General features: G+C 75.2%; 20 protein-coding genes and 1 pseudogene. 11 read left to right on the forward strand and 10 right to left on the reverse strand.

Annotated elements, in window-relative coordinates:
• The gene (locus tag IE177_RS09815) at nt 1–525 is read right to left on the reverse strand and encodes a hypothetical protein (RefSeq protein ID WP_190014809.1); all 525 of its coding nucleotides are present in this window, start codon (nt 523–525) and stop codon (nt 1–3) included.
• 208 nt (nt 526–733) lie between these two features.
• Between IE177_RS09815 and IE177_RS09820 the strand changes: the two are divergent.
• Nucleotides 734–874 (forward strand): annotated as a pseudogene (locus tag IE177_RS09820) (pectate lyase); the annotation flags it as partial.
• 64 nt (nt 875–938) lie between these two features.
• On the opposite strand, the gene IE177_RS09825 reads toward IE177_RS09820, so the two are convergent.
• Nucleotides 939–1,697 carry a PaaX family transcriptional regulator C-terminal domain-containing protein gene (locus IE177_RS09825; protein WP_190014810.1) on the reverse strand — a complete coding sequence of 253 codons (759 nt, stop codon included), beginning with the start codon at nt 1,695–1,697 and terminating at the stop codon, nt 939–941.
• Between the two features lie 63 nt (nt 1,698–1,760).
• On the opposite strand from IE177_RS09825, the gene IE177_RS09830 reads away from it, so the two are divergent.
• Both IE177_RS09830 and IE177_RS09835 read left to right on the forward strand, forming a co-directional pair.
• Entirely contained in the window at nt 1,761–3,440 is a 1,680-nt protein-coding gene (locus IE177_RS09830) for an acyl-CoA dehydrogenase family protein (RefSeq protein ID WP_190014811.1), read from the forward strand.
• A gap of 177 nt (nt 3,441–3,617) precedes the next feature.
• On the forward strand, nt 3,618–5,603 hold the full coding sequence (locus tag IE177_RS09835) for a HEAT repeat domain-containing protein (protein ID WP_190014812.1): 1,986 nt from the start codon (nt 3,618–3,620) through the stop codon (nt 5,601–5,603).
• Nucleotides 5,604–6,060: 457 nt separating this feature from the next.
• On the opposite strand, the gene IE177_RS09840 is transcribed toward IE177_RS09835, so the two are convergent.
• Nucleotides 6,061–6,651, reverse strand: a complete 591-nt coding sequence (locus IE177_RS09840; protein ID WP_190014813.1) for an Rv1733c family protein — start codon at nt 6,649–6,651, stop codon at nt 6,061–6,063.
• A gap of 272 nt (nt 6,652–6,923) precedes the next feature.
• On the opposite strand from IE177_RS09840, the gene IE177_RS09845 reads away from it, so the two are divergent.
• The 4 genes from IE177_RS09845 (at nt 6,924) to IE177_RS09860 (ending at nt 10,904) form a co-directional block, all read left to right on the forward strand.
• Nucleotides 6,924–8,012 (forward strand): WD40/YVTN/BNR-like repeat-containing protein, encoded by a 1,089-nt coding sequence (locus IE177_RS09845; RefSeq protein WP_229815971.1) that lies wholly within the window; start codon nt 6,924–6,926, stop codon nt 8,010–8,012.
• Nucleotides 8,013–8,171: 159 nt separating this feature from the next.
• Nucleotides 8,172–8,849: a uracil-DNA glycosylase gene (locus IE177_RS09850; RefSeq protein ID WP_190014815.1), complete on the forward strand. Its 678-nt coding sequence runs from the start codon at nt 8,172–8,174 to the stop codon at nt 8,847–8,849.
• Nucleotides 8,846–9,835: an N-acetylglucosamine kinase gene (locus tag IE177_RS09855; RefSeq protein ID WP_190014816.1), complete on the forward strand. Its 990-nt coding sequence runs from the start codon at nt 8,846–8,848 to the stop codon at nt 9,833–9,835. Before IE177_RS09850 ends, IE177_RS09855 begins: the two co-directional genes overlap by 4 nt.
• Nucleotides 9,836–9,980: 145 nt before the next feature.
• Nucleotides 9,981–10,904 (forward strand): sirohydrochlorin chelatase, encoded by a 924-nt coding sequence (locus tag IE177_RS09860; RefSeq protein WP_190014817.1) that lies wholly within the window; start codon nt 9,981–9,983, stop codon nt 10,902–10,904.
• A gap of 78 nt (nt 10,905–10,982) precedes the next feature.
• On the opposite strand, the gene IE177_RS09865 is transcribed toward IE177_RS09860, so the two are convergent.
• Nucleotides 10,983–12,020: a lactonase family protein gene (locus tag IE177_RS09865; protein WP_190014818.1), complete on the reverse strand. Its 1,038-nt coding sequence runs from the start codon at nt 12,018–12,020 to the stop codon at nt 10,983–10,985.
• Nucleotides 12,021–12,172: 152 nt separating this feature from the next.
• Nucleotides 12,173–13,663 carry an FUSC family protein gene (locus IE177_RS09870; RefSeq protein ID WP_190014819.1) on the reverse strand — a complete coding sequence of 497 codons (1,491 nt, stop codon included), beginning with the start codon at nt 13,661–13,663 and terminating at the stop codon, nt 12,173–12,175.
• A 249-nt stretch (nt 13,664–13,912) separates the two neighbouring features.
• Between IE177_RS09870 and IE177_RS09875 the strand changes: the two genes are divergently transcribed.
• Together IE177_RS09875 and IE177_RS09880 are read left to right on the forward strand one after the other, a co-directional pair.
• A complete protein-coding gene (locus IE177_RS09875) occupies nt 13,913–14,389 on the forward strand; it encodes an Lrp/AsnC family transcriptional regulator (RefSeq protein ID WP_190014820.1) in 477 nt (158 codons plus the stop codon).
• Between the two features lie 98 nt (nt 14,390–14,487).
• Nucleotides 14,488–15,990 carry an MFS transporter gene (locus IE177_RS09880; protein ID WP_190014821.1) on the forward strand — a complete coding sequence of 501 codons (1,503 nt, stop codon included), beginning with the start codon at nt 14,488–14,490 and terminating at the stop codon, nt 15,988–15,990.
• 15 nt (nt 15,991–16,005) lie between these two features.
• Here the strand turns inward: IE177_RS09880 and IE177_RS09885 are convergent, their stop codons facing one another.
• Complete coding sequence (locus tag IE177_RS09885) at nt 16,006–16,797, reverse strand: LysR family substrate-binding domain-containing protein (RefSeq protein WP_190014822.1); 792 nt, start codon at nt 16,795–16,797, stop codon at nt 16,006–16,008.
• A gap of 58 nt (nt 16,798–16,855) precedes the next feature.
• Here IE177_RS09885 and IE177_RS09890 point away from each other — a divergent pair, with 58 nt between their 5' ends.
• Both IE177_RS09890 and IE177_RS09895 read left to right on the forward strand, forming a co-directional pair.
• A complete protein-coding gene (locus tag IE177_RS09890; RefSeq protein ID WP_190014823.1) occupies nt 16,856–17,251 on the forward strand; it encodes a DUF5997 family protein in 396 nt (131 codons plus the stop codon).
• Between the two features lie 287 nt (nt 17,252–17,538).
• Nucleotides 17,539–18,333: a helix-turn-helix transcriptional regulator gene (locus IE177_RS09895; RefSeq protein ID WP_190015103.1), complete on the forward strand. Its 795-nt coding sequence runs from the start codon at nt 17,539–17,541 to the stop codon at nt 18,331–18,333.
• A 16-nt stretch (nt 18,334–18,349) separates the two neighbouring features.
• Here IE177_RS09895 and IE177_RS09900 read toward each other — a convergent pair whose 3' ends face one another.
• Genes IE177_RS09900 through IE177_RS09915 form a run of 4 tightly spaced genes read right to left on the reverse strand, consistent with a single transcriptional unit; the run spans nt 18,350 to nt 25,288 of the window.
• A complete protein-coding gene (locus IE177_RS09900) occupies nt 18,350–19,894 on the reverse strand; it encodes a TRAFAC clade GTPase domain-containing protein (protein ID WP_190014824.1) in 1,545 nt (514 codons plus the stop codon).
• 7 nt (nt 19,895–19,901) lie between these two features.
• Nucleotides 19,902–22,346: a GTPase-associated protein 1-related protein gene (locus tag IE177_RS09905; RefSeq protein WP_190014825.1), complete on the reverse strand. Its 2,445-nt coding sequence runs from the start codon at nt 22,344–22,346 to the stop codon at nt 19,902–19,904.
• Nucleotides 22,343–23,530 (reverse strand): TRAFAC clade GTPase domain-containing protein, encoded by a 1,188-nt coding sequence (locus IE177_RS09910; protein WP_190014826.1) that lies wholly within the window; start codon nt 23,528–23,530, stop codon nt 22,343–22,345. The genes IE177_RS09905 and IE177_RS09910 overlap by 4 nt, the downstream gene beginning before the upstream one ends.
• A complete protein-coding gene (locus IE177_RS09915) occupies nt 23,531–25,288 on the reverse strand; it encodes an Hsp70 family protein (RefSeq protein WP_190014827.1) in 1,758 nt (585 codons plus the stop codon).
• Nucleotide 25,289 lies beyond the last annotated feature (1 nt).

Consider the following 25,289-nt stretch of genomic DNA (forward strand, 5'->3'; position numbering starts at 1 on the left):
TCAGATCGTGGTGCGATCGGGCCGCGCCGTCGGGCCGAGCGGGCCGGTGGACGGCTTCGGCTCGGACGCCCTGGTGCCCGGCGGCGTGCCGGCATGCGCCGCGTCGGGGCGGCCGGGCGACCTCGCGCCTGCCGGCGCGTGCGCCGGGCCGGACCCCCCGGCCGTGGCGGTGTCCCGGCCCTCGCCGGCGTGGCCCGACCTGAGCGCCGCGGTGCCGATGTCCTGCGCGGGTTCGGGACGGTGCGTGGACTCGCCCTGCACCGGATGCGCGGGCCGCGGCTGGGTGAGCCAGGCCACCGCGGCACCGGTCACGGCGACGGGCCACTCCACCACGCCCGCCGCGCCGAGCAGCCCGGCCCCGGCGTACACGGCCATGCGCCGGCCGCGCGGGGAGACCGCGCCGACCTTGTCCAGGGTTCCCTCCGCGGCCCTGCCCACCAGTCCGGCGCCGGGCACCTTGCGCAGAGCCGAGGCCGCGCCGCGCACGGGCGCCATGAGGGCCGACGACGACTTCTGATCAGCCATGACTCTCCTCGGGTGAGATCCTTGCCCCGCCCCCGCCGAGTGCCCACGCGCGCACGGGTCACCCCCTCCTCCGCACGGGGAACGCCCGCTCCTTACAGGGAACGCCGTCGGCCGCCAGGCCGCCACCCGCCCGGGTGGACGCGAGGTGACGCGGGCCCCCGCAGGTGCTCGCGGCGGCGACCGCCCCGGGCGTGACGGGCTCTGTGCGATCGTCGGCGACAGCAGCAAGAAGGTCATCCCCTGCCAGAAGTACCCGGGCAACAACACCGGCAGGGAACCGGGCACGAACGGCTCGGGTCCGGACGGGACCTACTGCAAGTACGCGTCCTCGGACATCACCTACGAGTAGGACCGGCCGGGCTTACGGGGCCGCCGTCCCGCCGGGGCGGCGGCCCTCCGGCGCGCCCGGGCCGTCATCCCCCGCTCCGCCGCAGCCCCGTCGTCGCGGCCAGTTCCTCCTGGTAGCCCGCGTAGGCGTCGCGGAGGGCCTCCCCCGGCCAGCCGGACGGCAGGAGTGCGGGCGGGAGGACGGGGTCGGTGAGCAGATGACGCACGGCCGCGGCGAAGACGGTGAGCCGCGCGGCCGGGTCGCGGGCGTCGGCCGCGCGGGCGAGCAGGGTGCGCGCGGTGGCGGCCCAGGCGTCCAGCGGCCACAGCCGGGCGGCCAGGTCGTGCGGGGAGGCCTCGGGGCGGGCGGAGTACGTGAGGGCCACGCGCGCGAGGTCGCCGGGCAGGGGCCGGCCCAGGTTGGCGGGGCGCAGCCAGACGCCCTCGCGGAGTTCGGCCAGGCGCAGGGCGGTCAGCCGGGTGCGCAGGCCGGCGCGGTCGGCGGGCTCCCGGCCCGTCGCCGTGATCACCACCATCTCCCAGTCGCCGCTCCACGCGCGCGTGCTGGGGTGCACGGCGTCGTCCTGCCGGCGCTGGCGGGCCAGAAGGCGGTCGCTGAGCCGGTAGACGGCGTCGGAGCGCCGCAGGTCGCCTGCGGCCACCATCCGGCTCAGCGCGGCACGCAGGGCGGAGCCGCCGACCCCGAAGGGCTCGACGAGCCGGAGCAGGTCCTTCACGGGCAGCTCCGGCGGATGGACGCCGAGCAGCAGGCTCAGCACGACCGACCGCGCCGACAGCGGCCGCAGGCCCGCCGCGTCCGGCTCGGCCGACACGTTCACGCGCATGGGCACGTACTCTACGGGCGATTCCCTGTTGCATCATTGCTACAGCCGCAGCGGGAGTGCAACATGCTTGCCATGGTCTCGATACCCGCGCCGCAGTCGCCGCCCCAGCCGCAGTCCGCCACGCACGACGTCACCAACCAGGCCCCGCCGCTCGCCCCGTACGACGCCTCCGACGACCGGGCCCTGCTCGAGGGGTTGCGCCGGGAGGGCGCCGGGTGGGCCGAGGACGACGTCCGGCGGCTCGGGATCCGCGCCGGCAGCGCGCAGGCGCAGGAGTGGGGCGAGCAGGCGAACCGGTACGAGCCCGTCCTGCGCACCCACGACCGCTACGGCCACCGTGTCGACGAGGTGGAGTTCCACCCCAGCTGGCACCACCTGATGCGCACGGCGGTCGCCGAGGGTCTGGCCGGCGCCCCGTGGGCGGACGAGCGGCCCGGCGCGCACGTGGCGCGCACGGCGGGCGGGCTGGTGTGGGGGCACACCGAGGCGGGACACGGCTGCCCGACGTCGATGACGTACGCCGCCGTGCCCGCACTGCGCGCACAGCCGGAACTGGCCAAGCTCTACGAGCCGCTGCTCACCAGCCGCGAGTACGACCCCGCGCTGCGCGTCCCGGCCGAGAAGCCCGGGCTGCTCGCCGGGATGGGCATGACCGAGAAGCAGGGCGGCTCCGACGTGCGCACCAACACCACCACGGCCACGCCCACCGGGGAGCCCGGCGTGTACACGCTGCGCGGCCACAAGTGGTTCACGTCGGCGCCGATGTGCGACGTCTTCCTGGTGCTCGCGCAGGCGCCGGGCGGACTGTCGTGCTTCCTCGTGCCGCGCGTCCTGCCGGACGGCAGCCGCAACAGCTTCCGCATCCAGCGGCTGAAGGACAAGCTCGGCAACCGGTCCAACGCCTCCTCCGAGCCGGAGTTCGACCGCACCGTGGCCTGGCTGGTGGGCCCGGAGGGGCGGGGCGTGAAGACCATCATCGAGATGGTCAACTGCACGCGGCTCGACTGCGTGATGTCCACGGCGACGCTGATGCGCAAGACGCTCGTCGAGGCGGGCCACCACGCCCGGCACCGCAGCGCGTTCGGCGCCCGGCTCGCCGACCAGCCGCTGATGCGCAACGTGCTGGCCGACCTGGCTCTGGAGTCGGAGGCGGCCACGACTCTGACGCTGCGCCTGGCCGGGGCGGCCGACCGGGCCGTGCGCGGGGACGCCGGCGAGCGGGACTTCAGGCGCCTCGCCACCGCGGTGGGCAAGTACTGGGTCACCAAGCGGGGTCCGGCGTTCACCGCGGAGGCGCTGGAGTGCCTGGGCGGCAACGGGTACGTCGAGGACTCCGGCATGCCCCGGCACTACCGGGAGGCCCCGCTGCTGTCGATCTGGGAGGGCTCCGGGAACGTCAACGCGCTCGACGTGCTGCGGGCGCTTGGACGGGAACCGGACAGTGCCGACGCCCTGTTCGGCGAACTCGCCCTCGCGCGCGGGGCCGACGCCCGGCTGGACACGGCCGTGGCCGGTCTGAAGGACCAGTTGGCCGAGACCGATCAGGTGGGCGCCCGCCGGCTGGTCGAGCGGATGGCCCTCGCCCTCCAGGCCTCACTGCTGGTCCGGCACGCCCCGCACCCGGTCGCGGACGCCTTCTGCGCGACCCGGCTGGGCGGCGACTGGGGGCTCGCGTTCGGCACCCTGCCCGCCGGCACCGACCTGGACGCGATCCTGGAGCGCGCCCTGCCCGACCGGAACTGATCGTCCCCGCCGGTCCCCAGGGCCCCCTCCCGGGCACCCCGCCGGTGAGCGGCACCCGGCCGCAACGCTGGCCGATGACAGCCGACGGATCGCACACAGTCAGCGTGCGGCTCCGGACCGTTGTCGGTGCCGTGGTGCACACTCGCGATCAGGTGGCACTCACCTGGGGAGGACAACGTGTTCACGGGGATCGACGAGGTCGACTGGGCCTCGCTGCGGCACGCGTACGGCAGCGCCGAGGACGTGCCCGGCTGGTTGCGGGCGCTGGCGTCCGCCGACACCGCCGAGCGTGCGACCGCGCTCGACGGGATGTACGGCGCGGTGCACCACCAGGGCAAGGTGTACGACTCGACGCTGGCGTGCGTGCCGTTCCTCTTCGCGCTCGCGGCCCGCGAGGAGGTGCCGGACCGCGGCGGCATCGTGGAACTGCTCGTCAGCATCGGCGCGCAGAGCACGGACCGGGAGGCGCGCGCCCGGCAGGCGGTCTGCGCGGGCGCCGAGGACTTCGTGCCCCTCGCCGGGGACCCGGACCCGGCGGTGCGCGCGGCGGCGGCCGGCGCCCTCGTCCGCTTCCTGGACGAGCCCGCCCGCGCCCTGGCCCTGCTGCGGCACCGCGGCCGGGCCGAGCACGACGAGCGGGTCCAGGTCGCCCTCACCGAGGCGCTCGGCCTGTTCGTCCGCCGGCACCCCGCGCACGCCGGCGCCGCGGCGGACCTGCTGGGCGAGCGGAGCGCGCCACCGTACGCCCCTGGGCTCCGGCTCGCCGCCCTCGGGCAGCTGGCGCTCGGTGCGCCCGGCCGGCTCCCCGCCGACCTGGTGCCGACGGCGGTCCGGCTGCTGCGCGAGCGGTCCGCGCGCCGCGGCCATGACCCCCGGCCCCCTGGTGCGGACACCCTCGTGGGCCGGCTGCGGCGACTGCGGCCCTCCGACGAGGAGGGCTCCCGCCTGCTGCGCACCCTCCACACCGCCCTCGGCGACCGGGTGGCGGAGCGGACGGCCCTGCTCGTGGGGCAGTTGACCAGTCCGGACCCGGTGGACCGGTGCAACGGGGTGTGGATGTCGGCGGGGCTCTTCCGCGGCTGGCGCGGCGACCACACCGGCCCCGTCGGGCTGCTCGGCGTCCAGCTCCACACCGACCACGACCGATTACGCGAGGCGGCGGCCTCGGTCCTGGCGGAGCTGTTCGCCCTGGCCGTGCCCGCCGCGGACGACCTGCACGAGCTCGTCAGTGCGCGGCCCGATCAGTGGACGCACCGCTGGGAGCGCTGTCCCCCGACACTGGGCCCCGCTCTCAAGGCTCTGGCCAGGGCCGGTGACCCGCGCGCGGTCCCGGTCCTCGCCCAGCTGCTGGCCGGCCCGGCGGCACCCGCCGACCTGGGCTACGAGATCGTGCATCTGGGCCGGGCCGCGGCCCCGCTCGCCCCCGCCCTGCGGCACCGGCTCGGCCTGATCGCGCCCGGCTCGTCCTCAGCCGCCCGGCTCGCCGCCCCGCTGCTGTCGGCGGTCGGGGCCGTGGGGGACGAGGACGCGGTGCCCGAGGTGCTGCGGCTGCTGTCCGGCGCCCCCGACGTCCCGGGGGCACGCGAGGCGGTCGCCGGCCACGCCATCGGCACACTGGAGTCGCTCGGCGCCACCGCGCGGGCGTTACCGGTCCTGCGCACCCTGCTGCGCACCCGGCACGCGGCCGCCGCGGCGGGCGCGCTGTGGTCGGCGGACGGGGACTTCCGCGCCGTACTGCCCGTCCTGCTGCGGGAGATGCGAGAGGGTGACGCGCCGCGCCGCCGCCGCGCAGCCGGGCAGCTGGCCAGGATGGGGCCGGACGCGCGTGCCGCCCTGCCCGAGCTGCGCCGGGCCGTCCGGTCGGGGCCGGCCCGGGACCGGGCGACGGCCGCGTGCGCGCTCTGGCACGTCGGCCGGGACCCCGGGCCCGTCCTGCCGGTGCTCCGCGCCGCCTGGTCGGAGGACCCGCGCACCCGCGTCCCGATCGCCCGCTGCCTGACGGCGATGGGTCCGGACGCCGCGCCGTTACGGGACCTGCCGGCGTCGGAACTGGCCGCCGTCCGACGGCACAGGGCCCCCGAGGGCGCCTTCCCCGCCGTCGGCGCCATCCCGGAGGACGAGGCGCTGCTGCGCCTGTGCAGAGCACTGCCCGCGGGGCCGTAAGGATCCGGCACGGCCTCCCACGACGTGCTGCGGGGCATCCACCGGAGGGCTTCGGCCATCGCGGCCTGGCGCCCCGCGCAAGGCCCCGGCCCGTACAGGGCGATGGGCCGTGCAGGGCATTGGGCCGGGCAGGGCAACGACCCGGGCAGGGCGACCCGTGCAGGGCATTGGCCCGGGCAGGGCAACGACCCGGGCAGGGCGACCCGTGCAGGGCGGTGGCCCGTAGCGGTGGACCCTCCAGGGCAGCGGCCCGTGCAGGCGGTGGCCCGTGGCAGCGGCGGGTGCAGGGCGGTGGGCCGTGCAGGGCGACTCGGCGTCGCGTCGGACGCGTCCGCGCGTTCGGGTCGTCCCACGGCGGCGCCGGTGAGGGCGCGACGGCCGCGGGACCTGACCGGGCGCCCGGCCCGCCGGCTCCTCGGACCGCCGGCCGGCACGGGGCCCGCGGGCGGGCCGGCGGTCAGACCATGCGCCCCCACTGCGGTCCCAGTCGGGCCCACTCCGTGTCCCAGGCGTCCATGCGGCGGGACTCGAGACGCCGGCGAAGGGCCAGGCCGCCGGTGAACGGCACGGCAGCCGCGCTCACTCCGGCCAGGACGCCCAGGAGGGCGGCGCGCAACGCGCTCTCGGAGGCGGAGGTGGGCCGGTCCACGAGACGGCCCTGGGCGTCGGTCCAGACGGTGACCGGGGTACCGGCCCCGCTTCCGGGTTCCACGCGGACCCGGCCGGTGCGGGCGGTGCCGTCGGCCGCCGTCCAGCGCACCTCGGCCCAGACCCGTTCGCCGGAGGAGACATGGCTGTCCATGGGCGTCGACCCCGGGACCGTGTCCTCGACGCGCGCCGTGACGGGGCGCGAGGCGGCACGCTCGCGGGCGAGCCCGTGCTCCACGGAACGGGCCGCCGCGAGCCCCACCGACACCCCTGCCAGCACGGTCAGCAGCCAGGCCCCGAGCACCACCCAGGCCTCCGCCACGTCGGCCCGGCGCTTGAGCGGGTTGCGCCGCCAGCGCCACAGCCACACCTTCGGACCACGGAACGCCTTCAAAGGCATCCTCCTCACGAGCGCACCGACCGGCCGGACCGCCCTCCCATACGGGAGGGACCGCTCCGTTGCTCACGACGAGCCGTCACCCCGACGGTCGCACGGGACGCGCCCCTCGCGCAGGCGCATCGGGCAACGGATCCGGCCGATCTCCGCCACGGACCGACGACACAGCTGTGACCTGCGCGAACGCGTGCTCCCCGGAAGAGTGTCAGTGGTCGGGTGCAGACTGGCCGATAACTGACGGCGGCCTGGACGAAGACGTTCCGGAGGTGATCGGCATGACCGAGGTACTGCTGGCGGTGGGCACCCGAAAAGGCCTGTTCATCGGGCGGCGGCGGGGCGGCGGGGCCTGGGAGTTCGACGAAAGCCCGTATTTCAACGCACAGGCGGTCTACTCGGTGGCGATCGACACCCGGGGGGCCCGGCCGCGGCTGCTGGCGGGCGGCGACAGCTCGCACTGGGGTCCGTCGGTGTTCCACTCCGACGACCTCGGCCGCACCTGGACCGAACCGCCGCGTCCCGCTGTCCGGTTCCCCAAGGACACCGGCGCCTCCCTGGAGCGGGTCTGGCAGCTGCACCCGGCCGCCGCCGAGCCCGACGTGGTGTACGCGGGCACGGAACCCGCCGCGCTGTACCGTTCGGAGGACCGCGGCGAGAGCTTCGAGCTCGTCCGGCCGCTCTGGGAGCACCCGACCCGCTCCCGGTGGGTGCCGGGCGGCGGCGGCGAGGGCCTGCACACCGTGCTCACCGACGGACGTGATCCCCGGGCGGTCACCGTGGCCGTCTCGACGGCCGGCGTGTTCCGCACCACCGACGGAGGCGCGAGCTGGTCGCCGTCCAACTCCGGTGTGTCCGCGGTGTTCCTGCCCGACCCGGATCCCGAGTTCGGGCAGTGCGTGCACAAGGTCGCCAGGGACGCGGGCGATCCGGACCGGCTGTACCTGCAGAACCACTGGGGTGTGTACCGCAGCGACGACGCGGGCGCGCACTGGACGGACATCGGCGAGGGCCTGCCGTCCACGTTCGGGTTCGCGGTGGCCGCCCATCCGCGCCGGGGCGGCACCGCGTACGTCTTCCCGATCAACGCCGACGCCGACCGGGTGCCCGCCGGGCGCCGCTGCCGGGTCTTCCGTACCGCGGACGCGGGCGGCACGTGGGAGCCGCTGTCCGACGGGCTGCCGCGGGAGGAGCACTACGGCACGGTCCTGCGGGACGCCCTGTGCACCGACGACGCCGACCCCGCGGGCGTCTACTTCGGCAACCGCAACGGCGAGGTGTTCGCCTCGGCCGACGACGGCGACAGCTGGCGGCAACTGGCGGCGCACCTGCCGGACGTGCTGTGCGTACGGGCGGCGGTGGTCTCCTGACGGGGCGGTGGGGACGCCAGGTGGGCGCGGCCGCGCGGCGAACGGCGGACGGCGGGGGCGGACACCGGCGCCCACCGGGCGATCAGACGCCGCGGGCCGCCCGGCCGGGCTTCGGCGTTGGTGGATCGCCGGCCCGCGTCCGGCAGTAGGGTGACGCCCGTGGCACCACGACCCTTGCATGAGATCGTCGAACCGGGCTGGGCGAAGGCCCTCGAACCCGTTGCCGGACGGATCGCCGGGATGGGCGACTTCCTGCGCGCGGAGATCGCCGCGGGGCGCACCTACCTCCCCGCCGGCCCCAACGTCCTGCGGGCCTTCCAGCAGCCCTTCGACGAGGTACGCGTCCTGATCGTCGGTCAGGACCCGTATCCCACCCCGGGACACGCGGTGGGCCTGTCCTTCTCGGTCGCGCCGGACGTGCGCCCGCTGCCGCCGAGCCTGATCAACATCTTCCGCGAGCTGACCGGCGACCTGGGCCTGCCCCAGCCCTCCAACGGCGACCTCACGCCCTGGACGCAGCAGGGCGTGCTCCTGCTGAACAGGGCGCTCACCACCGCACCGCGCAGCCCGGCCGCGCACCGCGGCAAGGGCTGGGAAGAGGTCACCGAGCAGGCGATCCGGGCCCTGGCCGCGCGTGGCAAGCCCCTGGTGTCCATCCTGTGGGGCCGTGACGCCCGCAACCTGCGCCCCCTGCTGGGGCGGCTGCCGGCGGTGGAGTCCGCGCATCCCTCACCGATGTCCGCCGACCGCGGCTTCTTCGGCTCGCGTCCGTTCAGCCGGGCCAACGACCTGCTGATGGAGCAGGGAGGACAGCCGGTGGACTGGCGTCTGCCGTGACCACCTCCGGCTATCTCGCCGTGGACTCGGGCGGTTCCGGCCTCCGGGTCGTCGTCGGCCGCCCGGGGGGCGAGCCCTCGGCCCCGCGGGTGACCCGGGAGCCGGTGCGCACGGGCGCGCGGGGCATCGACCCCGCCCACCTGATGGACCAACTCGTGCCGCTGGCACGCGCTCTGGCCACCCAGGCCGGGGTCGGTGAGCTGGGCTGCGCCGTCGTCGGCGCCGCCGGGTTCGCCACCCTGGGCGACGCGCTGCGCGCCGAACTGCCCGGCGCGCTCGCCCGCGAGCTGGGCGTGCGCGACGTGGCGCTCGCCGCCGACGCCGTCACCGCCTACGTCGGCGCTCTCGGGCCGCGCGCGGGCGCCGTGCTGGCCGCGGGCACCGGGCTGATCGCGGTCGGCACCGACCTGCGGGGCTGGCGGCGGGCCGACGGCTGGGGGCATCTGCTGGGCGACTGCGGCAGCGGCGCCTGGATCGGCCGGGCCGGCCTGGAGGCGGCACTGCGCGCGTACGACGGCCGGGACGGCGGGTCCGCCGCGCTGCTGGCTCGGGCGCAGGAGCAGTTCGGCCCGGTGCGCGGGCTGCCCGGCAAGCTCTACCCCCGCTCCGACCGGCCCTCCGTGCTGGCCTCCTTCGCGCCCCGGGTGGCCGGATGCGCCGAGCACGACGCGGTCGCCGCCGGCATCCTGCGCACGGCCGCCCGGCACATGGCCGAGTCCGTCGCGGCCGTGTGCCCGGCGGAAGGAGCCCCCGAAGTCGCCCTCACCGGCGGCCTGCTCAAGCTGGGCGACCCCCTCCTCGTACCGCTGCGCGAGGAGCTGGCCGACAGGCTGCCGCACGCCCGGCCGGTCCCGGCCGGGGGCGACCCGCTGCACGGGGCCGTCCTGATCGCCACCGACCTGACCGCGGGGCGGCTCACGCTGCCCGGTGAACCGGCGATGCTCCACGTGGTCCGCGCGCGGGAGGGCCGAGGCCCGCGCACCTGATCGGCCACGTTTCACCCCCTCTGCACCGCACGTGCCCACAAGATGCGCCTTGGGCGGGTAACTCATCAGACAAAAGGGGACGGATACCGCTCACCTGCACCCTCCCCGAACAGGGGAGCCCGGGAAGCCAGTAACATGCGGCGCCATGAGCTCCCCCACTGGACCCGCGTCCGGCCTGCCAGTACGAATGCCGCGACCCCGCCAGCCCGGACGGCACCGCCGTCCGGAACCCCTGGTGGCTCCCGAGGGCGCGCCCGCGCTCGTCCTCGCGGTGCCCGGTGCGCCCAGCACCGCCACACGGGGCCTCGCCGAGGAGGTCGTGAGCATCGCCCGCTCCGAGCTGCCCGGTCTGGATGCCCGGATCGGTTTCGTGGACGGGGACGACGCCGAGTTCCCCACCCTGCGGTCCGTGCTGGCGCACGCCGCCGAGGAGCGCACCGCCCGCTACGAGCAGGCCGTCGCCGCGGGTGTCGAGGTCAGGGAGCCGGACGGCCCGGTCGCCGTCGTCGTCCCGCTGCTGGCCGGCCCGGACAGCGCCCTGCTGCGCCACATCCGTCAGTCCGTGATGGACAGCCGGGTCGCCGCCGAGCTGACCGACGTCCTCGGCCCGCACCCGCTGCTCGCCGAAGCCCTGCACGTGCGGCTGTCCGAGGCCGGCCTGGCCCGCGCCGACCGCGCCCGGCTGTTCACCGTGGCCACGGCCGCGGACGGCATCGTCCTGGCCTCCGTGGGCGGCGAGGAGGCCGTGCAGGCGGCCGGTATCACCGGCATGCTGCTCGCCGCGCGGCTGGCCGTGCCGGTGATGGCGGCGGCCCTGGACCAGGAGGGCTCCATCTCCGCCGTCGCCGAGCAGCTGCGCTCCTCCGGCTCGCAGCAGCTGGCCCTGGCGCCTTACCTGATCGGTCCGGAGATCGACCCGGCGCTGACGGCGGCGGCCGCCGAGGAGGCCGGCTGCTCCACGGCCGAGGCGCTCGGCGCCTACCCGGCGATCGGCAAGCTCGCGCTCGCCAAGTACACGACGGCGCTGGGCATCGCGCCGCAGCAGCCGCAGGGCGCGCAGGTCCGCTGACGCCGCCCGGCTGTACGGCAACAGGGCCCGCTCCGGTCTTTCGGAGCGGGCCCTGTCGCCGTGCCCGGCCGGGCCCGCTCAGCCGAAGACGACGCAGGAGGCCGCGGCGACCCGCACCGAGCCGTCGTAGCGGGGCAGGCCCGTGGGGCCGTCGACGGCGAACCAGCTGACGTCTCCCGAGCGCTCGTTGGCGGCGTAGAGGAAGCCGTCGTGTTCGGCCAGCGCGCGCGGCCAGTGCCCGCCGCAGGGCACCGCGGCGGTCAGGCGCAGTCCGTCCCCCTCGACGGCGAGGACGGACAGGACGTCCTCGCCCCGGGTCGCGGTCCACACGAAGCGGCCGTCGGGCGAGACCGCGATGCCCGACGGGTGGGCGTCGCCGGCCGGGGCGCCCGGCAGCACGGGAACCTCGGCCAGGGGCTTCAGGGAGCCGCCCGCCGCCTCCCAGCGGCACACCGTCACCGTCGGGGTGAGTTCGTTGACCACGTAGGCGTGCTCGCCGTCGGGGTGGAAGGCCAGGTGGCGGGGGCCGGAGCCGGGGCGCAGGGCGAACTCGCGGTGCAGGACGGGGACTCCCTGGTCGAGGGCGCACACGCGTACCGAGTCGGTGCCGAGGTCGACGCTGACCGCCCACCGGCCACTGGGGTCCGGCTGCACCTGGTGGGCGTGGGGGCCGCGCTGGCGCCTGTCGTGCGGGCCGGAACCGGTGTGCCGCAGGAGGCCGGACGGCTTGGCGGCGAGCGTGCCGTCCGGGCGCACGGGTACGGCGGTGACGCTGCCGGAGCCGTAGTTGGCGGTCAGTACGTGCCCGTCGTGCAGGCTGAGGTGGGTGGGTCCGCTGCCGTTCACCGGCACGGGCGGCCCGGCGAGTTCGGGCAGGTCACCGTCGACGCGGTAGGCGGCGACGGCGCCCTCCGCCGTCTCGCTGACCGCGTAGAGGGTGCTGCCGGACGGCGCCACGGCCAGGTAGGAGGGGTCGGGTACGTCCTTCACGGCGGCCACCAGGGTCAGCGCCCCGCCGGCCCGGGAGACCGCCGCGGTCACCAGGCCGGGGCCGCCCGCCGCCGTGAACGAGCCGATGAACGCGCGGCGGCCGCCCGCCCTGCCGTCCAGTGCCACCACTGTCCCCTCTCGTCCCTCGTGCCCGCCCGCTCGACGGTCGAGCCGGTCGAGCCGGTCCGGGGCCGACGGTAGCAGCCGGGCGGCCTCGGTCTAGACCAGAACGGAGGGTGTGCGGGTACTTCTTCGCGCACCGTCGCCCCGCCCCGCCGTCACGCCCCCACCAGTCGCGAGCCGGAGGGCGTGCGCAGCGGTTCGGCCAGCTCGGCGAGGGCGTGCTCCAGTCCGTGCAGATGGGCGAGGGCGGGTTCGGCGGGTGGCGCTGCGGGGCGGTGGAAAGGCTCGCCGCCGCCGGCGGTCAGGGCCTCCACGGCGTTCTCGACACGCCAGCACGCGGCGGCCAGGCGGGCGTCGTGCGAGGCCTCCGGGTCGGCCGCGACCGTCACCAGGCCCCGGACCTCGCGGGCGCAGTCGTCGAGGAGGGCGAGGACCCGGCGGGCGCGGCGCTTGCGGGCCGGCATCGGGTTCAGCGGGTGCACCAGCGGTGCCACCGACAGCCGGACCCGGCCGAGCAGCTGCTCCAGTTCGGCCACCCGCGGCGCGGGGTCGGCCGTGGCGGACCCGGCGAGCCGCGCCGCGGCCTCGGCGGTGCAGATGTGGACGCAGCGCAGGGCACGCTGGATCCAGGCGTCGGTGACGGCGTGCGTGGTGACCGGCAGCACGAAGAGCACGGCCAGCGCGGCGCCGAGCGCGCCCACGCCGGTCTCGGCCAGGCGCAGGGCGAGCAGGCCGGGGCTGAGGACGCCGAGGAGGCCGTAGAGCAGCTCGGCGAGCAGGGTGACCCAGAGCATCATCCAGGTGTAGGAGACGGCCGCCGTGTAGAAGATCCCGAAGACGGCGACCGCGACGAGGACGGCCGTCGGGACGGGCGCGCCGTGCACGGGCACGGCGACGACGAGGCCCAGGCCGATGCCGATCACCGTGCCGAGGACCCGGCGGAAGCCGCGCACCAGCGTCTCGCCGCGCGAGGCGGTGTTGACGAAGATCCACCAGGTGGCGCCGACGGCCCAGTACCAGCGCTGCCCGGACACCAGCTGGCCGGCGACCAGCGCGAAGCCGGCGCCCGCGGTCGCCTGGAGCGCCTGCCGGGTGGTGACCCGGGCGAGCCCGGTCCCCGCGGGCGGGGCGGGTGCGGCGGCCGGGGGCAGCCGGCGTTCGTAGCACCACGCGCCGAAGCGGACCGCGGCGGCGCTGAGCACGGACAGCAGGACGGCGGCGTACAGCTCGGGCAGCCGGTCCGGCGTGGCGTGCAGGAACTGGGCGACGAAGAAGGTCATGAACGCGAAGACGCCGAGGCTGTGTCCGCGCGGGCCCCAGCGGCGCGCGTACACGCCGGCGCCGACCACGGCGAGGAAGACGAGATCACGCGCCACCGGCCTGCCGTGCAGTTCGGCGGCGACCGCCAGCACCGGCATGCCCACGGCGGGCAGCAGCGCGGTGGTGACCGCCTGGCCGCGCACGGTGGGGTCGGTGACGGTGAACAGCGCGAGCAGCGCGGCGAGGCCGCCGGTGACCGCGCCGACGAGGGAGTGTCCGGCGAGAAGGCAGGCGGCGACCGCCAGCCCGATGCCGAGGACGGCCCGCGCGGCGAAGCGCAACCGCGCCCGTCCCGGGTCCGGAGCCGCGAACACCCTCTTCAGCACTGCTTGTCCTCCCCTGGGACGACCGGCGCGCGAAGGACGACCGGCATGGAAAAGGCGCCGCGGAGGACCGCAGCGCCATCGACTCGTCCATGAGAGCATCACCGGGGTCACTGGCTCAAGCGTCGCTCGCATCACAGTGCCATTGGCTCAGTCGCGATCATCCGCCGCCGCCCGGCGGAATACCAACGGACCAGGTCGGGCGGGTGAGCCCTCCGATGGACCGCTGAGCCATTGGTACAGTCGTACGTCATGACCGTGGACGAACTCGACACCCGCATCCTGCGGCTGCTCCTGGAGCAGCCGCGCACCAGCGTGCGCGAGTACGCCCGCATCCTCGGTGTCGCGCGCGGCACCCTCCAGGCCCGCCTGGACCGCTTGGAGCGGGAGGGCGTGATCACCGGCACGGGCCCGTCCCTCTCCCCCTCCGCCCTGGGCCATCCCGTGCTGGCGTTCGTGCACATCGAGGTCACCCAGGGACACCTCGACGACGTGGGGGACGCGCTGGCCGCCGTGCCGGAGATCGTCGAGGCCTTCTCGATCACGGGCGGCGGTGACCTGCTGGCCCGGGTGGTGGGCCGGGACAACGCCCATCTGGAGGACGTGATCCAGAAGCTGATCAGCCTCCCGGGCGTGGTGCGCACCCGTACCGAGGTGGCGCTGCGCGAACGCGTCCCCTTCCGGCTGCTGCCGCTGGTGGAGTCGGTCGGCCGGGCGGCCCGCGCCTGACCCCGGGCCCGGCGGACACCGTGAGTGGCGTGGGCGCCGGGTGACCTGGGCGGTGTTTTCGCCGTGCGCCTACGGCCCCCGCTGCTTAGCGTGACCCCATGACCACAGAACGAGCCCGGCCCGCCTCCGGCGACCGGCGGTGGAAGGCGCTCGGGGTCTGTCTGGCGGCGGGCTTCATCTCACTGCTCGACACCTCGATCGTGAACGTGGCGCTGCCCTCGATGGAGCGCGGGCTGGGGGCTTCGGAGGCGGCCCAGTCCTGGGCGGTCTCCGGGTACGCCCTCACCTTCGGGCTCGCGCTTGTCCCGGCGGGCCGGCTGGGCGACATTCGGGGACGGCGCCAGGCCTTCCTGTTCGGGCTGGCCGTCTTCACGGTGGCCTCGGCGGCGTGCGGGCTGGCGCCCAGTGCCTCCTGGCTGGTGGTGTTCCGGCTGGTCCAGGGCACGGCGGCGGGCATGGTCGCGCCGCAGACCTCGGGCCTGATCCAGCAGATGTTCCAGGGTGCCGAGCGGGCCAAGGCCTTCGGTCTGCTCGGCAGCGTCATCGGCGTGTCGACGGCGGTGGGCCCGCTGGCGGGCGGTCTGCTGATCGACGCCGTCGGGACCGACGAGGGCTGGCGCTGGGTGTTCTTCGTCAACCTGCCGATCGGCGTGGCCGCCTTCGCGGCGGGGCTCCGGCTGCTGCCCCGCGTCCCGGCACCGGCGGGAAGGCGCGAGGAGTTCGACCTGTTCGGGGTGCTGCTCCTCGGCTCGGGGGTGCTCGCGCTCATGCTTCCCCTGGTGCAGGAGCAGCAGTGGCCGGGGCGCGAGAAGTGGGCGCTGTTCCCGGTGGCCGCGCTGCTGCTGGGCGCGTTCTGGGCCTGGGAGAGACGGCAGGGACGGGTCGGGGGCGCTCCGCTGGTCGATCTGGCGCTGTTCTCCCTGCGCTCCTTCACCCTCGGTGCCCTGATCAGCCTGAGCTACTTCGCGGGTTTCACCACGGTCTTCTTCGTATACACCCTCTACCTGCAGAACAGCGTGGGATACAGCGCGCTCGCGGCGGGCCTCACGGTCCTGCCCTTCGCGGCGGCCTCGGCGGTCGGAGCGGCGGCGGGAGGCCGGCTGGTGGTGCGCTTCGGCCGCAAGCTGGTCGTCATCGGACTGAGCGGGGTGGCACTGGGGCTGCTCGGGGTGGTCGCGGCGGTCCAGCTGGCACCCGGGCGGAGCGTGGGGTGGGCGTCGGCGCTCCCACTCCTCATCGGGGGCATCGGCTCCGGTCTGACGGTCTCCCCGAACACGACCCTGACCCTCACCCGGGTCCCCGTGCACCGTGCCGGTGCGGCGGGCGGCGTCCTGCAGACGGGTCAGCGCGTCGGCTCGGCGGCCGGTATCGCGGTGGTCGGCGCGGTGTACTTCGCGCACCTGGCCAACCACGGCCGCGCCGGTACGGCGATCCAGCTGGGGCTGCTCACCGCTGTGGGCATCATTCTGGTCGCGCTGCTGCTGGCGGTCGCCGACCTGCGGGAACGCCACTCGCATCCGGAACCGGAGAGGGCCGTGGACGCGGTACGGCGAAGCTCCGGGGAGGACGGCGCCGGGGACAAGGTCCGGCCGGGCGCCTGAGCGGGGCCGTGCGCCTCACGACCTCCTGCGCGGTTTCCCCCGCTTGGCCGGCTTGGCGCCTCCCGAGCCCGAGCGGCCGCGCGCGGGCCGTCCTGCCGACTTCGAGCCCGCCGACTTCGCCCCGGACTGCTTCTTCGGCCGGTCACCACCCTGCTCGGCCCGCTTGCCCTGCTGCTCGGCCCCGGCAGTCGCCCGCGCACGGCCCCGCGTGCTGTTGACCGTGCGGCCCCGGACGATGCCGATGAACTCCTCCACCAGGTCGGTGGTGGCCTCCTCCGGCCAGGACAGGGCGACTCCCGACTGCGGGGCGTCGACGACCGGGCGGTAGGTGAGGTCCCGGCGGTGGTGCAGGCGGGCCAGGGACTGCGGGACGACCAGGAGGCCGATGCTCGCCGCCACGAGTTCGATCGCGTCGGCTGTCGTCGCGGGCCGCTCGAAGGCCGGCTCACCGGGCGGGCTGTCCCAGTCGAAGACGTCGTCGAGGGGGTGGAGGAGCACCTCGTCGGCGAGGTCGGCGACGGTGATCTCGTCCGCCGCAGTGATCACGTGGTCCTTGGGGACCACCACCACCGTGGTCTCCGTGTAGAGGGGGATCGCGCTGAAGAACGAGCGGTCCACGGGCAGCCGTACCAGGCCCGCGTCGGCCTCCCCGGCGCGCAGCAGCCCGGCCGCCTCGGCGGTGGGTGCCTGGACGAGGGTGAGCGGGACGCCGGGCAGGCGCTCCTTCCAGACCTTCACCCATTTGGCGGGCGTCACTCCGGGAACGTACGCGAGCCGGAACGACGGTGATTCCTCCGAGCCTGTCACCAGGCCAGGTTACCGGCCGTGGTCGGCCGGCCCGCAGGCGGCCGATACCCTTGACGTCATGAGTTCGCAGCAGAGCGCCCAGACGATGAAGCCCGCGACGGCGGCGAAGAAGCTGGGCGTGTACCTCCCCGCCACTCCCGCCTCCTTCCAGGAGGGTGTGGTCTCGCGCGCCGAGCTGAACGAGCTGCAGGCCGATCCGCCCGAGTGGCTGCGCGAGCTGCGGCAGAACGGTCCCCACCCGCGCCCGGTGGTCGCCGCGAAGCTCGGCGTGTCCATCGCCGGTCTCGCGCGCGGCGGGGTCACCGAGCCGCTGACCACCGAGCAGATCGAGGCGCTCAAGCAGGAACGGCCGGAGTGGCTGGAGAAGGAGCGCGCCACCCAGGCCGAGGTCCGCAAGGAAGCGGTGCGGATCAAGAAGAGGAACGCCGAGCGCACCGACCGCGCCGGTTCCTGACACCGGGCGCCCCTCGCGCCCCCGCACCGCGACGCCCCCGCCGCCGACTCACGAGGCCGTGGGGGCGTCGTCGTGCCGGACCCTTCAGGACAGGGAGGCGGGCCGCCGCTCCCCCGTGCCGGCGGCCCACCGGACGATCGTCCGGGCAGGCCGGTATCGCCGGGTTGAAGTGTGCGACAGCCGGGGGCGCCGGGGGTATGCGCAGAAGTACGTACGCCGCCGGCCGGGAGGACCGGGGACGCGAGGCACCGGGGAGGGACGTGGGGCTGGAGAAGGCCTACGAGCGCATGGCGGCCGTCGCCGTGGCGGCGCTGCACGAACGGGAGCCCGGGCGCCTGTGGCCGATGCTCGCCGGCGCCCTGGCCGAGCTGTGCGGGGGCGACGCGGTCATCCACAAGCTGGACGACTGGAGCGAGCACCGGGGAAGCATCGGCGCGGCGCCCGACGCCGCCGCCCTGGCACTGGACCGGCTGACGGACGCGGATCTGCGGCTGCTGCGCGCGGGATTCCCCTTCGCCGGCCACTACACGGCGAGGTCCGGCCGCTCCCCGGTCACCGCCCGCCGGGCGGCGGGTCGCGCATGGCCCGGCAGCCGGACGGCGCGGCTCCTCGGCGAGGCCCTGGACGTCGACCACGTGCTGGGGGTACCGCTGCCGGACGGCACGACCCCTGTCATCACCGGGTGCCTCGTGTACCGCTCCGGTACCGACTTCACCGACGACCAGCTCGCCATGGCCGAGCGCACCCAGCCGCTGCTGACCGCGGTGGAGCGGCAGCGGCGGCTGCTCGAGGAGTGGCGGCGCACGCTCGGCCCGGACCCGGCGGCGGACCAGCGGGCGGCCCAGAGCACGCTGACGCCGCGCGAGACGACCGTCCTGCTGCTGCTCGCGGAGGCGCTCACCGCCGACGCCGTCGGCCGCCGTCTCGGCATCTCGGCGCGCACCGTGCACAAGCACGTCGAGAACATCTACCGCAAGCTGGGCACCCGCGACCGTGTCGGCACGGTGCTGCGGGCCCAGCAGCTGGGCCTGGTGGCGCCGCCCGGCCAGGCGGGCGGCGAAACGGGCGGCGAGCCGGCGTAGGACGTGTCCGCGAACCTCACTCGCGCAGACACCACTCGACGAACACCCCGATGCTCGGGTCCACCCGCCCCTCCTGGTCCGCGACGGCCGACGTGCAGAAGAACCGGACCTCACCGAACTCCAGGTCCATCGTCTTCACCAGGTTGCGCAGTCCCAGCCGCTCGCACAGCCACTCCCGGACAGCGTCACCGTCCTCCGGGCGGTCGGGCAGCAGTGCCGGCTGCCCCGCCAGCAGGTCCCTCTTGGTGACGGCGACGGCGAGCCGGGCCCTGGCGAGGCGGGTGCCCATGGTGCGTACGGTCTGGACGGAGCGCGAGAAGACGTCCTCCGGGTCGACCGTCGAGCCCAGCGTGCGGTCGACCTGCGGGCCCCGCGGGTCCAGGCGGGTCCAGAACGCGTCGACGGCCATGGGGTCCAGGACGAAGACGAAGGTGCGGGCCTCCCGTGCGTAGCGCAGCGCGTCGGTCTCCTCCCGGTTGACGAACCGCTCGCCGGCCGTGTCGAAGACGTGCACCAGCCGCTCGGCGCGGCCACTGCCGAGCACGAACGAATGGGCCCGGGGCAGCGTCTTCTGGGTGGGTCGGGTGTGGCCCTGGATCTCCAGGACCTCGTTCAGCACCCGCTGGTTGGCGGTCGACTCGGGGTCCGCGAGCCGGATCGGCGGCCCGCCGTTCTCCGCCGAGTCCTCCAGCATCTTCACCATCGCGGCCATCAGCTGTGTCTTGCCCGCGGCCCGGCCGCCGATCAGCGGCAGGATCAGCTCGGGCATGTGACCGGCGTCCGGGTTCATCGGCCTGCCGCAGTGTTCGTGCACGCAGTAGCCGCTCAGTCGGGCGTCGCGGCTCATCAGCATCAGCAGGGTCGGTATCCGCTCGCCGCAGGCGCACCGGCGCCGGAACAGGCCGAACGTGCCCGGGCGGATGTCGGCGTGCCGTCGCCGGCAGGTCGCGCGGGGGCAGTCGTACGCGGGATAGGGGACGCGTTCGAAGCAGCTCGGGCACAGCATGCCGCGGGGCAGTCCGCGCAGGATCATCACCGCGCGGTCGGTGGCCCGCAGCGCGAGCGCCGTGAGCCGGGCGCCGGCCGTCAGCAGCCCCACGCCCAGGGCCTGCACGCCGAGGAGCAGGCCGAGTACCGGTACCGCGGCGGCGGCGCCGAGGCCGAGGCCCAGGTGGAGGGTCAGGCCGTACGGGACCGACACGGAGCGGTGCACGGTGGGCGCGGTGAACTGGCGTGCGGTCACCCGCCGGAAGGCGTCGGTGACCGTGCGGATGTACAACCGCCTTCCCTGGGACTGGAGTTGGCGGAGATCCCGGGTGGCTGGGCCGAAGAAGTAGTTGCGGTGTGCGAGTTCGTCGGCAGGGCGGTACGGCGGGACGGTGACGAACTCGGGGGTGCGCAGGCGCAGCACGCCGTTGAGCAACTGGAAGTAACGCCATAGCAGTTCACTGACCAGGGCGAGCCCGCGCAGGGCCGCGATCGCCGGGGCGATGACCAGGTAGAGCAGGAGCAGGGCCAGGTAGACCGCGGGGACGAGGACGAAGATCAGGATGTCGGCCATCGCGGGCTCACGCCTCTTCCGGCCGTGGGTCGTTCGGGGACCGCCGCCGGCCGATCTTGCGGCTCCACTTCTGCACGCGGCCCAGGCGGTTCTCGGCACACTCCTGATAGGTGTCGGCGAGCCGTGCGTCGTAGGGGCGGAGCGCGCGGGCCAGGCGGTCCAGATCCTCGGACCGCCAGTGCTGGGAGGTGTGCAGGCGCAGCGTCCCGACGATCTCCAGGTGCGACTGCGGCAGTGCGACCCGTTCGGCGTTGACCGCGATCACCCCGGTGACATGGCTCAGCAGCACCTCGTCGACGCGGGCCGAGGTCACCGCGGCCCGTTGCACGGCACGCAGGTAGCCGTCGGCCAGCGAGAAGCCGAACTCCGCGATCTCGGTGCGCAGCCGGGCCGGGTCGGCGGGCAGCCGGAGCATGGCGGGGAGCAGCCGGTAGCGTTTCAGTGCGCGGGGCGCCGACCAGGCGCCGATCTGCGGGATGCGGAACGCGCGGGCGAGCGCGGTGGCCTCGGTGGCCTCGCGCAGGGCCGCGTCAAGCCGCAGAACGGTCTCCACGCACTCCCGGGTGACCGCCCTCAGCCAGGCGGAGCGGCCGGGCGCGGTGAGCGCGTCGCACAGCACCAGGCAGTCCCGTAGGCCCTGCTCGTCCCTGACCTCCTGTTTGACCGCGCGGTCGAACCACTCGGCGACCGCCTCGTCGACCGGCCGGCCGGGCGGCAGCCGGCGGGCGATCTCGGTCGCGTCCTGGTACGTCCAGGCGGGTGACGGCTGCCGCCACAGCCCCCGCAGCAGCTCCGCGTCCGGTGAGTCCTGGCCGCGGACCTCCAGGATCCTGAACAGCAGCTCGACCGTGCGGCCGGGCTGCCGCTCGGCCTGCGCCCGCCAGTAGTACTCGAGGAGCCGGGGCCGCCCACCGAGGTCCCGCTCGCCCAGCAACTCGGCCGGGAACTGGGCGAACAGCTGTTCCTGACCGCCGCGCTCGTTCAGCACCTCCTGTACCGCCGTGGCCAGCCCGGCTCTGAACTCCGGGAGGCCGTGGACGAGGCGGGCGACCTCCTCGCGCAGGCCCTGGCCCGCGCCGGAGGCGCCCAGGAGGGTGCGGGCCAGGTCCAGGCACTGGGCCGCGAGCAGCTCCGGCGGCGGGGTGAGCCGCGCGCCCGCCATCCACAGCAGCAGACGTACCCGCTGACGGCTGTCGGCGGCCTCGCCGAGCAGCCGCCGCCACAGCGCGGTGGCCCGCTCCCGCTCGGCGGGGCGGGTGATCGGCACGGGGCCCGGGGCGTTCGCGACGCCGGTCACGTAGGCGCGGATCCGTGACTGGTGGAGTTCTCCCTCCAGTTCCTGGTGCAGCGCCGCGTCGCCGCCCGCCCGGGCGGCCGCGCTCAGCACCGAGAGCTGGTCGTCGTCCAGGTCCCGGTGCTTGTGGTGGATGTCCGCCGCCACCGCCGCCCGGCGCGCTCCGAGGTGTTCGGCGCCGGACAGCCAGTCGAGCACCGCGCGGACGTCGGCGTCGGTCAGCTCCGTGCCGCCCGCCGCCGCGGCCGCCGCCACCGGGGCGTGCCAGTCGCCCGGCGTCCGCTCCTGGCCGTGGGCGTACTCGGCCGTCCAGGACCACACCGAGCGGATCGACCCGACCCCGATCCGGGTCAGCAGCCGTACCAGATGGTGGGTGGGCACCACCTCGGGGAAGCGGCCCGCGGAGAAGTCGAAGACGGTGTACGACTCCTCGTCGTCGGGGCCGAACTCCGGGTGCGCCTCGGGGACCGTGCCGATGAGGTGCAGCCGGCTGCGGGTGGGGCGGAAGAGGTAGGTGGCGAAGGAGAGGGTGCGGGCCAGCGGGGGTGGCAGGAGGTAGCAGACGGTCGCGAACCAGTGGGCGATCCGCTCGGTCGTGTCGTCGATCACCACGACCGACCCGTCCTGAGCGAGCGCCGTGAACACCGCCGCGAGCAGGGCGGGCAGCTGCTCGGCGTGCGGGTGCGCGCGCAGGAAGGCGCGTGCCGAGCGCGGGGACAGCGGGCCGCGCGGCAGGGGTGCGGGCAGCTCCGGGATGCCGGTCGTGTCGGCGACTCGCGCGGTCCACAGCGGGGAGTCCCACAGCTCGATCGCGAGCAGGCCGCCGCTGTCCGGCGTGAACTCGCCCTCGGTGTGGAGCGCGTGGGCGAAGTAGTTGCCGAAGCGGCGTGCCGAGTCCCGGCCCACGTACCGTACGCACAGCGTGGTGGCGCCGCTTCGCCCGCCCGGGGCGTGGCAGAGGTTCACCGGGCAGCGGGCCAGCAGCTCGGGGGTGTCCGACTCGACCAGGGAGCGCGGTGGTTCGTACCCGGCCAGGCCCTCCACCTGGTGCCGGATCCCGGCCGAGACCCGCTCGCTCACGGCGTTGAACTGGAAGCCGGAGGAACCGCTGAGGCCGTGCTCGCAGGAGGTGTAGTAGAGCTGCTGGAAGCCGCTCATCCGCGCCCCGCCTTCGGCACCGCACCGAACTCGCTCAGCAGCCACAGCAGCGGTTCCGCGACCCGGTAGGGCTGGATGCCGGTGTCGGCGACCCGGGCCTCGGGTGTGGCGCTGCGGCCCAGCGCGGAGACACCGAAGTAGCGGTACCGGGTGAAGGTGTTCTCCAGGGACTGGTCGATGGGCACGCCGTCCCACTCCTTGAGCAGCTGGCGCACCTCCTCGTGGACGCTGAGGCTGTCGCCGACGTCGAACCGGCCGCGCGCGGGTGCGTGCGACCGCAGTGGACTGCCCTTGTCCATCAGATGCCAGAAAGCGTCCATCTTGGAGAAGACGACCGCTATCGGGGTGTCGGCCTTCGCCGCCTTGCCGCCCTTCGCGGCCAGCAGCATGCCGCTCACCCGGCTCAGGACGTTGATCGGCGGGTCGATGCCGTCCGTGCCGGGCAGCGCCGTACCGGGTGCCGCGCTGTCCCGGGCGCCCGGCATCTGCAGCGGGTCGAGCAGCAGAATGATGCCGTCCGCGTTGGTCAGGTAGCGGGTGTTGAGCTCCACGCTCTCCCGGCTGTTGAAGTCCTCCCCCGCCGTGTCGAAGAACGACAGCACGCTGTGCTGCGGCCGCTCCCCGAACAGCCCCTTGCGGCGCAGACCGAACCGGAACACCAGCGGTTCCACCCGGTTGGCGTTGGTCGTCGCGGTCTGCGTGGGCGGGAACATCTGCCGGTCACGGTAGAGCCGGTCTTCGTACTCCGAGCTGTAGCGGCGCATGGTGGTGTCGTCCAGGCCCATCAGCGAGGCGCCGTAGGCCTCGCCGACCCGGTTGCGCATCTCGTGCAGCAGCACGGTCATGTAGATCGTCTTGCCGGAGGATCTCGCGCCCACCATCGCGATCAGCCGGTTCTCCACCATCCCGAACTGCACCGGCAGTTCGACGTGACAGACCGGGCAGATGCGGTAGGTGGTCTCGCCGTCGCAGTCCGGGCACACCGCTGTCGACCTTCGCCCGTCGGCCTCGAAGTCCGGGCCCACGTCGTGGCTGGGGCGCCGGCCGAAGCGTTCGTCGAGGACCGGGTCGCGGCGGCGCTCGCACTGTTTGCGGGTGCGGCTGAGCCGGCTGTTGCAGCGGAAGCGGATCTCTCGCGGGGCGAAGGTCTCGTAGCAGTAGGGGCAGGTGAGTCGTCTGGCCATTCAGGTCACTCGCAGCCGGTGCAGCGCCGTGGGGCGGATGTCGATGTCTGGGTTCTGCTCGGGGTCGGGGCCGTCCACGGGGAAGCAGACGAGCCAGGACGGGCCCCTGGTGCCGGGCAGGGGGAACGTCACGGTGAGGGGGGTCCCGGCGGTGAGGCGCTGGGCGGGGACCTCGTGGAGCACGGTGCCGTCGGCCGTGCTGGTGGGGCGGTAGCGGCCGAGGCCGTGGACGATCCGGAGGGCGGGGAGGTCGCAGCCGGTCCGGGCGGTGAAGGTGACGGTCGCTGTCCGGGCACCGGTGAGCCGGCGGCGCAGGGACGGTTCGTACTCGACGATGGGCGGCTCGGCCGGGATGCGCAGGGAGGCGGCGCCCTCGGTGTCGAGGGCGGCGTCGGGGACCAGGGCCTCGACGGTGAGTGTGACCGCGCACCGGCCGACCGGGAGGTCGAGACCGCCGTCGTGTTCGTAGACCCGGCGCTGACAGCGGATGTCGCCGTCGCGAGGGCCGTCGCCGCCGGCGGTGGTGCCCTCGCGGCGCCAGCGGACGCGCGCGGTGAGGGCCGAGTCGGGCCAGGCCCAGAGCACGAGCAGGTGGTCGTCCCGGCGGATGGCCTGGAGCTGCGTCACGGGGACGGAGCGGAGGGCGGGGGCGGACGGGGGAGCCGGGGGCGGGGCCGGATCGTGGCCCGGTTCGGGCGCCGGCCGGCGGTCTGATGCGCGGTCCGGCCGCGGTGCCGGTCCGCGGCCCCGCTGCGGTGCCGGCCCGTGATCGGTCCGTGGTGCCGGTCCGTGGTCCGGTGCGGGTGGCGGTTCGTGGTCCGGCCGCGGTGCCGGTCCGTGGTCCGGTGCCGGTGGCAAATCGTGATCCGGCCGCGGTGCCGCTTCATGGTCCGGTGTGGTTGCGCGGAGGGGACGGGTGGTCGCGGTGGGTGGTCCGACGCGGGACGGCGGGGGGTGTTCATGCCCCCGCGACCCGACCTCGTCCGTCGCGGCCCCGCTCCCCTCCGGACCGTCGCCGTCTGCCGAGTACCCCGGTTCGGGATCCGCCACAGGAGTGGGCCAGGTACGCGGTTCCGGGTCCTCCAGGGGAAGCGGGAACCGCGTCGCCGCCGCGGGGCCCGTGGCGACGCGCAGGAGACCGAAGTCCTCCAGGAGCAGGAGGCCGTGCACGACGGCCAGCTCCGGTGCCGTGCAGCGGACCGTCAGGCTCCGGGCCCCGGGCAGGTTCTCGACGTCCGCGCGGCGGGCGGGCGTGGTGTACAGGTCCCCGGAGAGAAGCACGGCGTCCGGGGCCGCCTCCGTCAGTACCCGGGCCATCGCCGCGAGGGCGTGGTCGCCGGCCAGTTCTTCGGTGCGCGTGGTCACCACGCGCACCGTCAGGTCCGGGGTGATGGCGAGAACGGTCAGGTCCACGGTGGTCGCGGCCTGGTCGACCACCAGGACCGTGCGGTGCACCCCCTCGGCGATCGCGCCGTAGTGCAGGGCCACCGCGACCGGTTCCGGGACGACCCGGACGACGCGCAGGCCGGCGTCCTCGGCGGCGCGGCGCAGACCGGCCTCGGCCTCACGGCCGGTGGACGCGGGCAGGCCGAGCACCGCCTCCTCACCCGCGGCTCCGGCGAGGAGCGCGGTCAGCGCGGCCGCGGGGTCGGCGGCCGTGTCCGCTCCGGTCAGGTTCGTCACCGTCATGGTCGGGCGGCCCTCCGGGCCGAAGCGGCCGACGCGGGCGATACGTTCACCGATGGCGATACCGAGCATG

The sequence above is a fragment of the Streptomyces lucensis JCM 4490 genome (assembly GCF_014650035.1).
Lineage (GTDB): Bacteria > Actinomycetota > Actinomycetes > Streptomycetales > Streptomycetaceae > Streptomyces > Streptomyces lucensis.

Bases quoted from the DNA above. Each gene is read 5' to 3' on its own strand.
- IE177_RS09890 (WP_190014823.1), top strand. From the start codon at position 16,856: ATGAGTTCGCAGCAGAGCGCCCAGACGATGAAGCCCGCGACGGCGGCG.
- IE177_RS09875 (WP_190014820.1), top strand. From the start codon at position 13,913: ATGACCGTGGACGAACTCGACACCCGCATCCTGCGGCTGCTCCTGGAG.
- IE177_RS09845 (WP_229815971.1), top strand. From the start codon at position 6,924: ATGACCGAGGTACTGCTGGCGGTGGGCACCCGAAAAGGCCTGTTCATC.
- IE177_RS09895 (WP_190015103.1), top strand. From the start codon at position 17,539: ATGGCGGCCGTCGCCGTGGCGGCGCTGCACGAACGGGAGCCCGGGCGC.
- IE177_RS09905 (WP_190014825.1), bottom strand. From the start codon at position 22,346: ATGAGCGGCTTCCAGCAGCTCTACTACACCTCCTGCGAGCACGGCCTC.
- IE177_RS09815 (WP_190014809.1), bottom strand. From the start codon at position 525: ATGGCTGATCAGAAGTCGTCGTCGGCCCTCATGGCGCCCGTGCGCGGC.
- IE177_RS09915 (WP_190014827.1), bottom strand. From the start codon at position 25,288: ATGCTCGGTATCGCCATCGGTGAACGTATCGCCCGCGTCGGCCGCTTC.
- IE177_RS09900 (WP_190014824.1), bottom strand. From the start codon at position 19,894: ATGGCCGACATCCTGATCTTCGTCCTCGTCCCCGCGGTCTACCTGGCC.
- IE177_RS09825 (WP_190014810.1), bottom strand. From the start codon at position 1,697: ATGCGCGTGAACGTGTCGGCCGAGCCGGACGCGGCGGGCCTGCGGCCG.
- IE177_RS09860 (WP_190014817.1), top strand. From the start codon at position 9,981: ATGAGCTCCCCCACTGGACCCGCGTCCGGCCTGCCAGTACGAATGCCG.
- IE177_RS09910 (WP_190014826.1), bottom strand. From the start codon at position 23,530: ATGGCCAGACGACTCACCTGCCCCTACTGCTACGAGACCTTCGCCCCG.
- IE177_RS09840 (WP_190014813.1), bottom strand. From the start codon at position 6,651: ATGCCTTTGAAGGCGTTCCGTGGTCCGAAGGTGTGGCTGTGGCGCTGG.
- IE177_RS09830 (WP_190014811.1), top strand. From the start codon at position 1,761: ATGCTTGCCATGGTCTCGATACCCGCGCCGCAGTCGCCGCCCCAGCCG.
- IE177_RS09880 (WP_190014821.1), top strand. From the start codon at position 14,488: ATGACCACAGAACGAGCCCGGCCCGCCTCCGGCGACCGGCGGTGGAAG.